Consider the following 14,359-nt stretch of genomic DNA (forward strand, 5'->3'; position numbering starts at 1 on the left):
AGGATGGCGCCATTCGGCCTTCCTGATGGACATCTGCATGCTCAATTACCTGTGGTTTTTTCTCGCCGCCCTGTTTGAGATCGCGGGCTGCTACGCCTTCTGGATGTGGTTGCGCCAGGGCAAGAGTGCCTGGTGGATCGCCCCGGCGTTGCTCAGTCTCACGTTGTTCGCCCTGTTGTTGACCCGCGTCGAAGCGACGTACGCCGGGCGCGCCTACGCCGCTTATGGCGGCCTCTATATCATTGCGTCGATCGGCTGGCTGGCGGTGGTTGAGCGGGTGCGACCACTGGGGTCCGACTGGATTGGCGTGGCACTCTGCGTCTTGGGGGCGAGTGTGATTCTATTCGGCCCGCGGTTCTCGGCCCCCTGAAATAACCGGCGGTCCGACAGGGTTTTGCAGGAAGTTTCCGTCAGTCACAAGAACTTTGCTTGTAGGGCCTTACTGAATTCTCGCGGGTGTCTTGAGAACGGGGAACAGGCCGGGCATGGTCAGGGTCCAGACATTCTTAAGGACAAGAACCATGCTTGTATTAAGCCGCGCTGTAGGTGAGTTGATTTCCATTGGTGACGATATTTCCGTCCGTGTGCTGTCGGTCAGCGGCGGCACGGTGCGTTTCGGCGTGGAAGCGCCACGGCACGTCGATGTCCATCGCTCCGAAATCTACGACAAGATCCAGAAGAAAAAGGCCCAGGCCATTCGCAAGGCCTGTTCAGTCGAATAGGTGTTTTGGCACGTCGTGCTTGAGCATCAGTTGACACTGTTCACTTTCGGGGTCGAAGACGATCAACGCCTGGCCTTTGGTCAGTGCTTGCCTGACCCGCAGAACCCGCGTTTCCAGTGGGGTGTCGTCACCATTGTCGGTGCCGTCGCGGGTCACGAAATCCTCGATCAGGCGGGTGAGCGTGTCGACTTCGAGTTGGTCGTGGGGGATGAGCATGGGGTACCTCGGCTAGACAATGGGACGATGCTACGGCCAATGGGCTTTTGCGGCTAGCCTTGGGTTTTGTGGGGCCGGTTCTGGCCTCATCGCGAGCAAGCTCGCTACCACAGAGGAATGCATTTCAAGTGTGGGAGCGAGCTTGCTCGCGATGGCAATAGCCCAGACTGTGAATGTTGGATCAGCTATCGGAGCGCTGCCCCACCAGGCTATCCACCGATGGCACCCGGGTATCGCTTTCCATCTGGGTATCGTGTTCGATCTGATGACTGAAGCGGTCCAGTGAGCCTTGGGCGGGTTGCGCGTCGCTGGCGAACACCGGCGGGCTGAGGATGTAGGCGCCGAGCAGGCGACTGAGGGCGGCCAGGCTGTCGATGTGGGTGCGTTCGTAGCCGTGGGTGGCGTCGCAGCCGAAGGCGAGCAGGGCGGTACGGATATCGTGGCCGGCGGTGATGGCCGAATGAGCGTCGCTGAAGTAGTAGCGGAACAGGTCGCGGCGTGCCGGTACCTCGTTCTCCTTGGCCAGTTTCAGCAAGTGCCGCGACAGATGATAGTCGTAGGGGCCTCCGGAGTCCTGCATCGCCACGCTGACCGAATGTTCGCTTGAGTGCTGGCCAGGGGCGACGGGCGCGATGTCGATGCCGACAAATTCGCTGACATCCCAGGGCAGTGCCGCCGCTGCACCGCTGCCGGTTTCCTCGGTGATGGTGAACAGTGGGTGACAATCGATCAGCAGCTCTTCGCCGCTGTCGACAATCGCCTTCAGCGCCGCCAACAGGGCTGCGACCCCGGCTTTGTCGTCCAGGTGCCGGGCGCTGATGTGGCCGCTTTCGGTAAATTCCGGCAGGGGATCGAAGGCGACGTAATCACCGATGCCCACCCCCAGGGTTTCGCAATCGGCGCGCGTGGCGCAGTAGGCGTCCAGGCGCAGCTCGATGTGGTCCCAACTGATGGGCAGTTCATCCACGGCGGTATTGAACGCGTGCCCGGACGCCATCAACGGCAGCACGCTGCCACGGATCACGCCAGTGTCGGTAAACAGGCTGACCCGGCTGCCTTCGGCAAATCGGCTGGACCAGCAACCCACCGGGGCCAGGGTCAGGCGGCCGTTGTCCTTGATGGCCCGCACTGAGGCACCGATGGTATCCAAGTGCGCCGACACGGCCCGGTCGGGGCTGCTCTTGCGCCCCTTGAGCGTGGCGCGGATTGTGCCACGGCGGGTCATTTCAAAAGCGATCCCCAGCTCTTCGAGCCGCTCGGCGACATAACGCACGATGGTGTCGGTAAAGCCGGTAGGGCTGGGAATGGCGAGCATTTCCAGCAGGACTTTCTGCAGGTATTCGAGATCCGGTTCTGGAATTTTGCTGATCATGGAAACTCCTCACGGAACATTAAGTTGAATAGGGGAACCTTGTGGCGAGGGAGCTTGCTCCCGCTGGACCGCGAGCGGTCCCCTTTGAGCTCCAGGTCAATGCACAGACCCGGAGGGCAACGGAGAAGGGCTGCTTCGCAGCCCAGCGGGAGCAAGCTCCCTCGCCACAGAAGAAGGGCTAGGCCACCGCCTGGCTATGGGGAAACAACAAATCCACAAAGCGCTCGGCGGTGGGTTGTGGTTCGTGGTTGGCCAAGCCTGCGCGTTCGTTGGCTTCGATGAACACATACTCGGGTTGATCGGCCGCCGGCACCAGCAGGTCGAGGCCGACCATGGGGATGTCCAGCGCCCGTGCGGCGCGCACCGCCGCATCGACCAGGGTCGGATGCAGGATCCCGGTGACATCCTCCAGCACGCCGCCGGTATGCAGGTTCGCCGTACGCCGTACGAACAGGTGCTCCCCAGCGGGCAGCACGCTGTCGTAGTCGAACCCCGCCGCGTTGAGTGTGCGCAAGGTCTCGCCATCCATCGGGATTTTACTTTCGCCGCCCGTGGCCGCTTGGCGTCGGCGGCTCTGGGCTTCGATCAACGCGCCGATGGTGTGCCGGCCATCGCCGATCACTTCCGCCGGGCGCCGGATCGCCGCCGCCACCACTTCAAAACCGATCACCAGGATGCGCAGGTCCAGACCCTCGTGGAAACTTTCCAGCAAGACCTGGCTATCGAATTGCCGGGCCGCTTCGATGGCGCTCTGCACCTCCTCGATGGTGCGCAAATCCACCGCCACGCCTTGGCCCTGTTCGCCGTCCAGCGGCTTGACCACCACCCGTTCGTGCTCGTCGAGAAACGCCAGGTTGTCATCGGCATTGCCCGCCAACTGTTGGGCCGGCAGGTTAAGGCCGGCGCTTTTCAGCACTTTGTGGGTCAGGCTTTTGTTCTGGCACAGCGTCATGCTGATGGCGCTGGTCAGGTCGCTCAAGGATTCGCGGCATCGGACCCGGCGGCTGCCATGGACCAGGGTGAACAAGCCAGCCTCGGCATCGTCTACCTGAACGTCGATGCCTCGGCGGTGAGCTTCTTCGACAATGATACGCGCATAAGGATTGAACTGCGCTTCGGGGCCTGGCCCCAGGAACAACGGCTGGTTGATGCCGTTCTTGCGTTTAATGGCGAAGGTCGAGAGATTGCGAAAACCGAGTTTGGCGTAGAGGTTTTTCGCCAGGCGATTGTCGTGCAACACCGACAGGTCGAGGTAACTCAAGCCACGGCTCATGAAATGCTCGATGAGGTGACGTACCAGCACTTCGCCAACACCGGGCCGCGGACATTGCGGGTCCACGGCCAGGCACCAGAGGCTGCTGCCGTTTTCCGGGTCGTTGAAGGCCTTCTGGTGATTCAGGCCCATGACGCTGCCGATCACCGCACCGGTGTCGTCATCTTCGGCCAGCCAATAGACAGGGCCACCCTCATGGCGCGGGGTCAGGCGCAGTGGGTCGATGGGCAACATGCCCCGGGCTTGGTAGAGCTGGTTGATGGCCTGCCAGTCGGTCTCGCCTTGGGCCCGGCGAATCCGAAAGCCGCGAAATACCCGCGTGGCCTGGCGATAGTCGCTGAACCACAGGCGCAAGGTGTCGGACGGATCGAGGAACAGTTGGGCCGGTTCCAGCCCCAGCACTTGCTGGGGTGCGGCCACGTATAAGGCAATGTCCCTTTCGCCGGGTTGTTCGTTGAGCAGTTCCCGGGCCAGGCTTGCCGGGTCCGGGAAGGTGTGGCCGATCAAAAGTCGGCCCCAGCCGCAATGCACCGCGATCGGGTCGGCGCCCAATTCGCTGCCGTCTTCGGCCAGGCGTGCCTGCAGGCGTTCATAGGAGGGCGCCTGGCCGCGCAAGAGGCGTTGGTTGTGAACCGTTGCATGAGGTTTCATCGATCAGATTCCTTGCTCGCTGAGCCACAGGTTCAGCGCCGCCAGTTGCCACAGTCGTGAGCCGCGCAATGGCGTGAGCTGGCCGTTGGGGTCGGTCAGCAGGCGGTCGAGCATGGCCGGGTTGAACAGGCCGCGGTCCTGGCTCGGATCCAGCAGCAGTTCGCGAACCCAGGCCAGGGTGTTGCCTTCCAGGTGCTTGAGGCCTGGCACGGGGAAATAGCCTTTTTTGCGGTCGATGACCTCGCCGGGGATCACCCGCCGGGCGGCTTCCTTGAGTACCTGTTTGCCGCCATCGGGCAGCTTGAACTTCGCGGGGACCCTGGCCGAGAGTTCCACCAGGCGGTAGTCCAGGAAGGGCGTGCGCGCTTCCAGGCCCCAGGCCATGGTCATGTTGTCGACGCGCTTGACCGGGTCGTCCACCAGCATCACGGTGCTGTCCAGGCGCAGGGCCTTGTCTACCGCGGCATCGGCCCCGGGCTGGGCGAAATGTTCCTTGACGAAGTCGCCGGCGGCGTCGTTGGCCGTCAGCCATTTGGGCTGCACGGTGGCGGCATATTCTTCATGGCTGCGGTCGAAGAAGGCCGCGCGATAGGCCGCGTACGGATCGCTGGCGCCATCGACCTGCGGGTACCAGTGGTAACCGGCAAACAACTCGTCGGCGCCCTGGCCGCTTTGCACCACTTTGCAGTGCTTGGCCACTTCCCGCGACAGTAGATAGAAGGCGATGCAGTCGTGGCTGACCATCGGTTCGCTCATGGCACGGAACGCTGCCGGCAGTTGCTCGATGATCTCTTTTTCGTCGATACGCAGTTGGTGGTGGCGGGTGCCGTAGTGCTTGGCGATCAGGTCCGAATACTGGAACTCGTCACCGCGCTCGCCACCGGCATCCTGGAAACCGATAGAGAAGGTCGACAGGTCCTCTACGCCAACTTCCCGCAGCAGGCCCACGAGCATGCTCGAATCCACGCCACCGGAAAGCAGTACGCCGACATCCACGGCGGCGCGTTGGCGAATGGCGACCGCTTCACGGGTGCTGTCGAGCACACGCTCGATCCAGTCTTCCAGGTTCAGGTGCAGTTCGTCGGCCCGTGGTCCGTAGGGCAGGGTCCACCAGGTTTTCTGCTCGGTGCTACCGTCGGCTTCGATGCGCATCCAAGTGGCGGGCGGCAGTTTTTCAACACCCGCCAGCAAGGTGCGGGGCGCCGGGACCACCGCGTGGAAATTCAGGTAATGGTTGAGGGCCACCGGGTCGAGCATCGGGTTGATATCGCCGCCCTTGAGCAGCGCCGGCAATGCCGAGGCGAAACGTAGCCGTTGGCCGGTGCGCGACAGGTACAGCGGCTTCACGCCGAGGCGGTCGCGGGCGATGAACAGGCGCTTGGCATCGCGTTCCCAGATGGCGAAGGCGAACATGCCGTTGAGCTTGGGCAGCAGCGCTTCGCCCCAGGCGTGATAGCCCTTGAGCAGCACTTCGGTGTCGCCACCGGAATAGAAGCTGTAGCCCAGGCCTTCGAGTTCGCTGCGCAGCTCCGGGTAGTTGTAGATCGCGCCGTTGAAGGCCAGGGACAGGCCCAGCTGATTGTCGATCATCGGCTGGGCCGAGCCGTCCGACAGGTCCATGATTTTCAGGCGCCGATGCCCAAGGGCAATCGGTCCCTGGCTATGAAAACCCCAGGCGTCGGGGCCGCGAGGGGCCAGGTGATGGGTGATTCGCTCTACGGCCGCAAGGTCCGCAGGTTGTTGATCGAAACGTAACTCTCCAGCTAATCCGCACATAAGTCCTTACCGGTTTTTCCGTTGGGGAGGGGTCAAGCCGCACCCGCCAAAAGGGCGGGTACCCTGAAACTGACCGGAGGGATTGCTGTGAGTTTTAGATCGATGCGTTATAAGCCGGCGGGTAGGGGGTGCCCCATGCCTCACGGGATAAGAGGAACCTGTGGGAGCGAGCTTGCTCGCGATAGCAGTGGGGCAGTCAACTCAGATGCCAACTGATCCACCGCCATCGCGAGCAAGGGATTGGGGCACACCATTAAAGGGTGTCAGACCTTGCCCCGAATCAATGCCCGCAACGCAAATCGGTTCGGATGGCAGGCCTCGGCCACGCTGCGGGGCAGCGGCAAAGGCTCGTTGTCCAGCCAGGCGGCGATCAGTTCGCCCGACAGCGGTGCAGTGATCAGGCCACGGGAGCCATGGCCGCTGTTGATGTACAAACCCTCGAACCACGGGCAGGGGTTGTCTGGCACTTGGCGGGCGTCTTTGCCCAGGGCCGAATAGGCCTCGCTGAACGCCTGCCTATCCGCCAACGGTCCGACAATCGGCAAGTAATCCGGGCTGGTGCAACGGAATGCCGCACGGCCTTCGAGGCGTTCCGGGTCCAGGCTGCCGGCGTTCAGGCGATCCACCAGGTCTTGGGAGATTTCTTCGAGCATCTGCAGGTTGCCGGCGTGCTCGGCGGCGGTGGGCGTCAGGTCGTCGCTGTTGAAATCGAAACTGGCGCCCAGGGTGTGCTCGCCCAGCCGCGGCGGGGCCACATAGCCTTCGGCGCAAACCACGGTCGCCAGGCTCTGGCTGCGGGTGGTTTGCGGCAACCGGGTGATTTGCCCGCGAATACGCTTGAGCGGCAAATCGGCGGCCGGTTCGAAACGTTTGATTTCGGCGGCGCTGGCGAGAATCGCCACCGGTGCGCTGGCCAGGCATCGTTCGCCGTCCCATGCCTGCCACTGGCCGTCCACGCGGCGCAGTTGCAGCACTTCATGATGGGGCTGCACGTCGATCGCCGTGCCTGAGGCTTGCCAGCGACACAAGGCCGGTGGATGCACCCAGCCGCCCTCGGGATAAAACAGACCACCACAGGCCAGGCCGATGCCAGACCGCACTTGCGCCTCGGATTGATCGAGGGGGTGCAGCAAATCCCTTGGGAACGCCTCGGCCAGTTGTGCCTGACGCTCGGCTTCCTTGCTGTTGAAGGCCAGTTGCAAGACTCCGCAGGCGTCCCAGTCAATGCCGCGTTGCAGTTGCTCCAGCACGCGCCGGGTGTAGCCGAAACCGCTGAGGATCATCTGCGACAACGCCGTGCCGTGGGCCGATAGCTTGAGATACAGCACGCCCTGGGGGTTGCCGGAAGCTTCCTCGGCCAACCCGGCATGACGCTCCAGTAGCGTCACCTGCCAGCCACGCGCGGCGAGGCTGGCAGCGCTGGCACAACCGGCCAGGCCGCCGCCGATCACCAGGGCCCGGCGCTCGTCGATGGGCGGCAAGGGGCGGGCATACCAGGGTTTTGCCGAGGCCGGCGCCGGTGTCTGCTCCGGCCAGCCAAGAAACACACCGCGCAGGATTTCCCACTTATGGCCGATGCCCGGCGTGCGCTTCATCTTGAAGCCCGCCGCGTTCAGCAATCGCCTGACCCAACCGGTGCTGGTGAAGGTGCTGAGGGTGGCGTCGGGAGCGGCCAGCCGGGCCAGTTCGGCGAACAGCTCGGCGGTCCACATCTCTGGGTTTCGGGCCGGTGCGAAACCGTCGAGGAACCAGGCGTCGATCTGTGCGTCCAGCTGCGGCAACTGCTCCAGGGCATCGCCGATCAACAGGGTCAGCGTCACCCGTCCGCCCGCCAGGACCAGGCGCTGGAAACCCTGGTGGATGGCCACGTACTGCTCAAGCAGTTGCTCGGCCTGGAGGGCGAGCTGCGGCCAGAGGGCCAGGGCCCGACACAGGTCTTGCGGGGTCAATGGGTACTTCTCGACGCTGACGAAATGCAGCCGCGCCCCGGTCGGCGCGCATTGTTCGAACAACTGCCAGGCGCAAAGGAAATTCAAACCGGTGCCAAATCCGGTTTCCCCGATCACCAGCCGCCCGTCATCGGCCAGGGCCGCGAAACGCTCGGCCAGGTTGTTCTGCTCAAGGAACACATAACGGGTTTCTTCCAGCCCGGACTGATCGGAGAAATACACGTCGTCGAATACCCGCGAGCGCGGGCGACCCTGGTCGTCCCAGTCGAGTTGGGCGTGGTGCTGTACAGGCGTCATGGCAGGCTCGGTCGAAACTGAGCGGCCATTCTAGCCGATCGGTATCGGCTTGCTTGACCCATCGCAACACAGCGTTGTTCTTGATGGAATCTGCTGCACAGGGCCGCATCCAATCCGCTAGTCTTGCCCCAATCCCTGGAAGGAGCTGTCCATGTTCGAATCCGCTGAAATCGGTCACGTCATCGATAAAGAAACCTTCGAGGCCGAAGTGCCGGCCCTGCGTGAAGCGTTGTTGGAGGCGCAGTTCGAGTTGCAGCAGCAGGGCCGGTTCCCGGTCATCGTGCTGATCAATGGCATCGAAGGCGCGGGCAAGGGCGAGACGGTGAAGTTGCTCAACGAGTGGATGGACCCGCGGCTGATCGAAGTGCGCACCTTTGACCAACAGACCGACGAGGAATTGGCGCGGCCTCCGGCGTGGCGCTATTGGCGAATGCTGCCGGCCAAGGGCCGGATGGGAATTTTCTTCGGCAACTGGTACAGCCAGATGCTGCAGGGCCGGGTCCATGGCGAGTTCAAGGACCCACGGCTCGACCAGGCGATTGCCGGTGCCGAGCGCCTGGAAAAAATGCTCTGCGACGAAGGCGCGCTGATCTTCAAGTTCTGGTTCCACCTGTCCAAGAAGCAGATGAAGGCCCGGCTCAAGGGGCTCAAGGATGACCCGCTGCACAGCTGGCGCATCAGCCCGCTGGACTGGCAGCAGTCCCAGACCTACGACAAGTTCGTCAAATACGGCGAGCGCGTGCTGCGTCGCACCAGTCGCGATTACGCGCCGTGGCATGTGATCGAAGGCATGGACAGCTGTTATCGCAGCCTCACCGTCGGGCGGATCTTGCTCGACGGTTTGCGCCAGGCCCTGGACCGGCCGAAGATCAGGCCGCAAAAGGTCAGCGTGGCGCCGCTGCCCGCGCTGGATGGCCAGATCACGTTGCTCGACAGCCTGGACATGACCCGACGCCTGGACAAGGCCGACTACGAAGAACAATTGATCACCGAGCAGGCGCGCTTCTCTGGCCTGCTGCGGGACAAGCGCATGCGCCAGCATGCCCTGGTGGCGGTGTTCGAAGGCAATGACGCGGCGGGCAAGGGCGGGGCGATCCGGCGGGTCACGGCGGCCCTGGACCCGCGCCAATACAGCATCGTGCCCATTGCCGCGCCCACGGAAGAAGAGCGCGCCCACCCCTACATGTGGCGCTTCTGGCGGCATATTCCCGCGCGGGGCAAGTTCACCATGTTCGACCGCTCCTGGTACGGTCGGGTGCTGGTGGAGCGGGTCGAAGGGTTTTGCAGCCAGGCCGACTGGCTGCGGGCCTACGGGGAAATCAACGACTTCGAGGAACAGCTCGCCGACGCCGGCGTGGTGGTGGTCAAGTTCTGGCTGGCCATCGACAAGCAAACCCAGCTGGAGCGTTTCCAGGAGCGCGAGGATATTCCGTTCAAGCGCTTCAAGATCACCGAGGATGACTGGCGCAACCGTGACAAGTGGGACGCTTACCGGGCCGCCGTGTGCGACATGGTCGACCGCACCAGCACCGAGATTTCCCCTTGGACATTGGTGGAAGCCAACGACAAGCGCTGGGCGCGGGTCAAGGTGTTGCGCACCCTCAACCAGGCGCTGGAGGCGGCTTTCGAGCGGAGTGCAAAGCAGGCTCGCAAGAAAAAGAAGGGCTAGGGCGATGGGGGCGCATACGCGGGGTGAATGATTGTCGCAGTCGGTTATGCAGTGGATTTATGCTCGATTCACTCTCAACCGACTACAACAATGAGGTACAGCCATGCGTGAAGTGGTGATCGTCGACAGCGTACGGACCGGCCTGGCCAAGTCCTTTCGCGGCAAGTTCAACATGACCCGTCCAGACGACATGGCGGCCCATTGTGTCGATGCCTTGCTGGCGCGCAACGACATCAACCCGGCCAGTGTCGAGGACTGCATCGTCGGGGCCGGGTCCAATGAAGGCGCCCAGGGCTACAACATCGGGCGTAACGTGGCGGTGCTCTCGCGATTGGGCACCGGCACCGCCGGCATGACCCTCAACCGCTTCTGTTCCTCGGGCCTGCAAGCCATTGCCATCGCCGCCAACCAGATCGCTTCCGGTTGCAGCGACATCATCGTGGCGGGCGGCGTGGAGTCCATCAGCCTGACGATGAAAAGCGTCAACACCGACCACCTGATCAACCCGCTACTCAAGGAACAGGTGCCCGGGATCTATTTCCCCATGGGCCAGACGGCCGAGATCGTTGCCCGTCGTTACCAGGTCAGCCGCGAGGAACAGGACCGCTACGCCTTGCAGAGCCAGCAGCGCACCGCCAAGGCCCAGGCGGCCGGGTTGTTCGATGACGAAATCATCCCGATGGCGGTCAAGTACCGGGTCGAGGACAAGAACACTGGCGCTGTGCAGATCCTCGACGGTGTGGTCGATCGCGACGATTGCAATCGCCCGGACACCACCTACGAAAGCCTGGCAGGCCTGAAACCGGTGTTCGCCGAAGACGGTTCGGTGACGGCGGGCAACTCGTCGCAGTTGTCCGACGGAGCTTCGATGACCTTGGTGATGAGCCTGGAAAAAGCCCTGGCGCTGGGGCTCAAGCCCAAGGCGTTTTTTCGCGGCTTCACCGTGGCCGGTTGCGAGCCGGACGAGATGGGCATCGGCCCGGTGTTTTCAGTGCCCAAGCTGCTCAAGGCCAAGGGCTTGCAGATCGCCGATATCGACCTGTGGGAACTCAACGAAGCCTTTGCTTCCCAGTGCCTGTACAGCCGCAACCGACTGGAAATCGATCCCGGCAAATACAACGTCAACGGCGGCTCGATCTCCATCGGCCATCCATTCGGCATGACCGGCTCGCGGCAAGTGGGGCACCTGGTGCGCGAGCTGCAGCGACGCAACCTGCGCTACGGTGTCGTAACCATGTGCGTGGGCGGTGGGATGGGGGCTACGGGGTTGTTTGAGGTGGTTCGTTAACCGTTTGCCGAAGAGGCTGGGGGGCAATCTGTGGCGAGGGAGCTTGCTCCCGCTCGGCTGCGAAGCAGTCGCTGGCTTATCAGTACCGTGCTGTTTGAACAGGGGCCGCTTCGCGGCCCAGCGGGAGCAAGCTCCCTCGCCACATCCTGCCTAGCTGGCAACCTGTGTCAGCTGTAGCATCCGGCCGATATACGCCTCTATCTCCCGCTCTGCCGCCTCGCGGGTGGCGAACGGACCCTCCTGGGTGCCCTCACGTGTATTGAAATAAAACTCGCCGTTGACCCGGCAGATCCGGTCACTGCGAAAAATAGTCGTAGGGGCGGGATCCAAGGCGCGTTTTCCAAGCATGTCGGGTCTCCAGAGTGCAGCAAGGTCTGTTTCAAATGAGCATATGTGTTGTCCCTGATTCCCGCCTGCCCAGCCGATCGACGGCTACGACCCATACAATCCCGTGGGCGGCCTCTGCCCAACTGTCCCTGTGTCGTGACGCAATAGACGCCTAGAATGGACGTCCTTTGTCTTGGGCTTCGAGGGTTGCATGCACATATCGTCCGGTCGCTGGGTCTACGGCCTGTTCCTCGCCCTGCTGACTGCCCTGCTCTGGGGAATCCTGCCGATCAAGCTCAAGCAAGTGCTGCAAGTGATGGACCCGGTCACCGTGACCTGGTTTCGCTTGCTGGTGTCCGGCGGTTTGCTGTTCATCTATCTGGCGGCCACCCGGCGCCTGCCCAGTCACAAGGTCCTTGGCCCGCGCGGAGGCTGGCTGGTGGCGATGGCGGTGCTCGGGCTGGTGGGCAACTACGTGTTGTACCTGATGGGTCTGAATCGCTTGAGCCCCGGCACCGCGCAACTGGTGGTGCAGATGGGGCCGATCATGTTGCTGGTCGCCAGCCTGTTCGTGTTCAAGGAGCGCTTCAGTGTGGGGCAGGGCATCGGCCTGCTGGTGTTGCTGATCGGTTTTACGCTGTTTTTCAACCAGCGCCTGGGTGAGTTGCTGACGTCCCTGAGCGACTACACCGCCGGGGTGCTGATGGTGTTGCTGGCGTCGACGGTCTGGACGTTCTATGCCCTGGGCCAGAAGCAACTGTTGACGGTGTGGAATTCGTTGCAGGTGATGATGGTGATCTACCTGTTCTGCGCGTTGCTGCTCACGCCTTGGGTGCACCCGTTGGAGGCGCTGCAATTGAGTCCGTTGCAAGGCTGGTTGTTGCTCGCTTGCTGCCTCAACACGTTGATTGCCTATGGCGCGTTTGCCGAAGCCTTGGCCCATTGGGAGGCGTCGCGGGTCAGTGCGACCCTGGCGATCACGCCGCTGGTGACGTTCGCCGCGGTGGCGATGGCGGCTTGGTGGTGGCCTGATTATGTCCATGCCGAGCAGATCAATCTGCTGGGGTATGGCGGGGCGGTGCTGGTGGTGCTGGGTTCGGCGTTGGTCGCCCTGGGGCCCTCTCTGATCGCCGGGCTCAAGGCCCGGCGCGAGCGTTTGGCTGTCGGGCGTTAGCCCGCCGTGGGAGCGAGCTTGCTCGCGATAGCGGCCTAGGGCTCAACGCAAGACTCAGCCCTGGCCACCGGCCTCCAGCATATTCTCCGGGCGCACCCAGGCATCGAACTCTTCATCGGTCAGGTACCCCAGTTGCAGCGCCGCTTCACGCAAGGTCAGCCCTTCACCGTAGGCTTTCTTGGCGATTTCCGCTGACTTGTCGTAGCCGATGTGCGGGTTCAGCGCGGTCACCAGCATCAACCCGCGTTCCAGGTGCGCGGCCATCTGCTCGGCATCCGGCTCGAGCCCGGCGATGCAGTGCTGCTGGAAGTTGCTGCAGCCATCGGACAGCAGCCGGATCGATTGCAGCAGGTTGTGGATGATCACCGGTTTGAACACGTTCAACTGCAAATGCCCCTGACTGGCGGCAAAGCCGATGGTCACGTCGTTGCCCATGACCTGGCAGGCCAGCATCGACAAGGCTTCGCACTGGGTCGGGTTGACCTTGCCGGGCATGATGGAACTGCCCGGTTCGTTGGCCGGCAATTTCACTTCGGCAAACCCCGCCCGCGGCCCGGAACCCAGCAGGCGCAGGTCGTTGGCGATTTTCATCAGGGTCACGGCGAGGGTTTTCAGGGCGCCGGACAAGGCGGTCAAGGGTTCATGGCCGGCCAGCGCGGCAAACTTGTTCGGCGCGGTGACGAACGGCAGGCCCGACAGCGCCGCCAGTTCAGCGGCAATCGCTTCGCCGAAACCATGGGGCGAATTGAGCCCGGTGCCGACCGCCGTGCCGCCTTGGGCCAGTTCGCAGACCGCCGGTAGCGCGGCGCGGATCGCTCGTTCGGCGTAATCGAGTTGAGCAATGAACGCCGACAGTTCCTGGCCAAAGGTGATTGGCGTGGCATCCATCATGTGGGTACGGCCAGTCTTGACCAGTTTCATGTGGCGCGCCGCCAGTTCCGCCAGGCCGCCGGACAGCTCACTGATGGCCGGGAACAATTGCTGGTGGACGGCCTGGGCAGCGGCAATGTGCATCGCGGTGGGGAAGCAGTCGTTGGAGCTCTGCGAGCGGTTGACGTGGTCGTTGGGGTGCACGGGGCTCTTGCCACCGCGGGGGTTGCCGGCCAGTTCGTTGGCGCGCCCGGCGATCACCTCATTGACGTTCATGTTGCTCTGGGTGCCGCTGCCGGTCTGCCAGACCACCAGCGGGAACTGGTCGTCATGCTGGCCGGCCAGCACTTCGTCGGCGGCCTGTTCGATCAAGCGGGCGATGTCGGCGGGGAGGTCGCCATTGCGATCATTGACCCGTGCGGCGGCTTTCTTGATCAGTGCCAAGGCGTGCAACACCGACAGTGGCATGCGTTCGTTGCCAATGGCGAAGTTGATCATGGAACGCTGCGTCTGGGCGCCCCAGTAGGCGTCGTCCGGGACTTCAACCTGGCCAAGGCTGTCGGTTTCGATACGGCTCATCGGGTCAAACTCCTTAAGGGCTGAATGCGCAGTTTAGGCCCAGATGGGCGGCACCGGTTCCCTCAATCATCCTTCAATCCAGGAGCGGTGGGTTCGGCCCGTCAATCGGACCCGGCAAGCATCGGGGTTGAGGCCCAGCGTTTTTTAGGCGCAGAATGGTCGCCCTTGGGGTTCTACCTCGCCTGTAATGAAAGGA

12 protein-coding genes are annotated in these 14,359 nt (G+C 63.0%); 5 read left to right on the forward strand and 7 right to left on the reverse strand.

Going from position 1 to position 14,359, the window contains the following annotated elements; all coding sequences use genetic code 11:
• Positions 1 to 37 precede the first annotated feature (37 nt).
• Complete coding sequence (locus V7773_RS06705; protein WP_063325143.1) at positions 38 to 370, forward strand: YnfA family protein; 333 nt, start codon at positions 38 to 40, stop codon at positions 368 to 370.
• 151 nt (positions 371 to 521) lie between these two features.
• Entirely contained in the window at positions 522 to 722 is a 201-nt protein-coding gene (gene csrA, locus V7773_RS06710) for a carbon storage regulator CsrA (RefSeq protein WP_072349382.1), read from the forward strand.
• On the opposite strand, the gene V7773_RS06715 is transcribed toward csrA, so the two are convergent.
• The 5 genes from V7773_RS06715 to mnmC form a co-directional block, all read right to left on the reverse strand.
• A complete protein-coding gene (locus V7773_RS06715; protein ID WP_003199186.1) occupies positions 711 to 938 on the reverse strand; it encodes a YheU family protein in 228 nt (75 codons plus the stop codon). The genes csrA and V7773_RS06715 overlap by 12 nt on opposite strands.
• Positions 939 to 1,119: 181 nt before the next feature.
• Complete coding sequence (locus V7773_RS06720) at positions 1,120 to 2,310, reverse strand: osmoprotectant NAGGN system M42 family peptidase (RefSeq protein ID WP_063322377.1); 1,191 nt, start codon at positions 2,308 to 2,310, stop codon at positions 1,120 to 1,122.
• Between the two features lie 178 nt (positions 2,311 to 2,488).
• Positions 2,489 to 4,234: an N-acetylglutaminylglutamine synthetase gene (gene ngg, locus V7773_RS06725; protein ID WP_063322376.1), complete on the reverse strand. Its 1,746-nt coding sequence runs from the start codon at positions 4,232 to 4,234 to the stop codon at positions 2,489 to 2,491.
• 3 nt (positions 4,235 to 4,237) lie between these two features.
• Positions 4,238 to 6,010, reverse strand: coding sequence for an N-acetylglutaminylglutamine amidotransferase (locus tag V7773_RS06730; RefSeq protein WP_092144937.1), 1,773 nt, complete (start codon positions 6,008 to 6,010; stop codon positions 4,238 to 4,240).
• Between the two features lie 263 nt (positions 6,011 to 6,273).
• Complete coding sequence (gene mnmC, locus V7773_RS06735; protein WP_336072747.1) at positions 6,274 to 8,256, reverse strand: bifunctional tRNA (5-methylaminomethyl-2-thiouridine)(34)-methyltransferase MnmD/FAD-dependent 5-carboxymethylaminomethyl-2-thiouridine(34) oxidoreductase MnmC; 1,983 nt, start codon at positions 8,254 to 8,256, stop codon at positions 6,274 to 6,276.
• A 151-nt stretch (positions 8,257 to 8,407) separates the two neighbouring features.
• Here mnmC and pap point away from each other — a divergent pair, with 151 nt between their 5' ends.
• Positions 8,408 to 9,925, forward strand: a complete 1,518-nt coding sequence (gene pap / locus V7773_RS06740) for a polyphosphate:AMP phosphotransferase (RefSeq protein WP_336072748.1) — start codon at positions 8,408 to 8,410, stop codon at positions 9,923 to 9,925.
• A gap of 103 nt (positions 9,926 to 10,028) precedes the next feature.
• Positions 10,029 to 11,213, forward strand: a complete 1,185-nt coding sequence (locus V7773_RS06745) for a thiolase family protein (RefSeq protein ID WP_336072749.1) — start codon at positions 10,029 to 10,031, stop codon at positions 11,211 to 11,213.
• 150 nt (positions 11,214 to 11,363) lie between these two features.
• Here the strand turns inward: V7773_RS06745 and V7773_RS06750 are convergent, their stop codons facing one another.
• A complete protein-coding gene (locus V7773_RS06750; RefSeq protein WP_063322371.1) occupies positions 11,364 to 11,561 on the reverse strand; it encodes a DUF6316 family protein in 198 nt (65 codons plus the stop codon).
• A gap of 190 nt (positions 11,562 to 11,751) precedes the next feature.
• Between V7773_RS06750 and V7773_RS06755 the strand changes: the two genes are divergently transcribed.
• Positions 11,752 to 12,714 (forward strand): DMT family transporter, encoded by a 963-nt coding sequence (locus V7773_RS06755; RefSeq protein WP_072340428.1) that lies wholly within the window; start codon positions 11,752 to 11,754, stop codon positions 12,712 to 12,714.
• Positions 12,715 to 12,768: 54 nt separating this feature from the next.
• On the opposite strand, the gene V7773_RS06760 is transcribed toward V7773_RS06755, so the two are convergent.
• Positions 12,769 to 14,163 carry a class II fumarate hydratase gene (locus tag V7773_RS06760; protein ID WP_336072753.1) on the reverse strand — a complete coding sequence of 465 codons (1,395 nt, stop codon included), beginning with the start codon at positions 14,161 to 14,163 and terminating at the stop codon, positions 12,769 to 12,771.
• Positions 14,164 to 14,359: the final 196 nt, after the last annotated feature.

It is taken from the genome of Pseudomonas sp. 3JA (assembly GCF_036961705.1).
Taxonomy (GTDB): Bacteria; Pseudomonadota; Gammaproteobacteria; order Pseudomonadales; family Pseudomonadaceae; genus Aquipseudomonas; species Aquipseudomonas fluorescens_Q.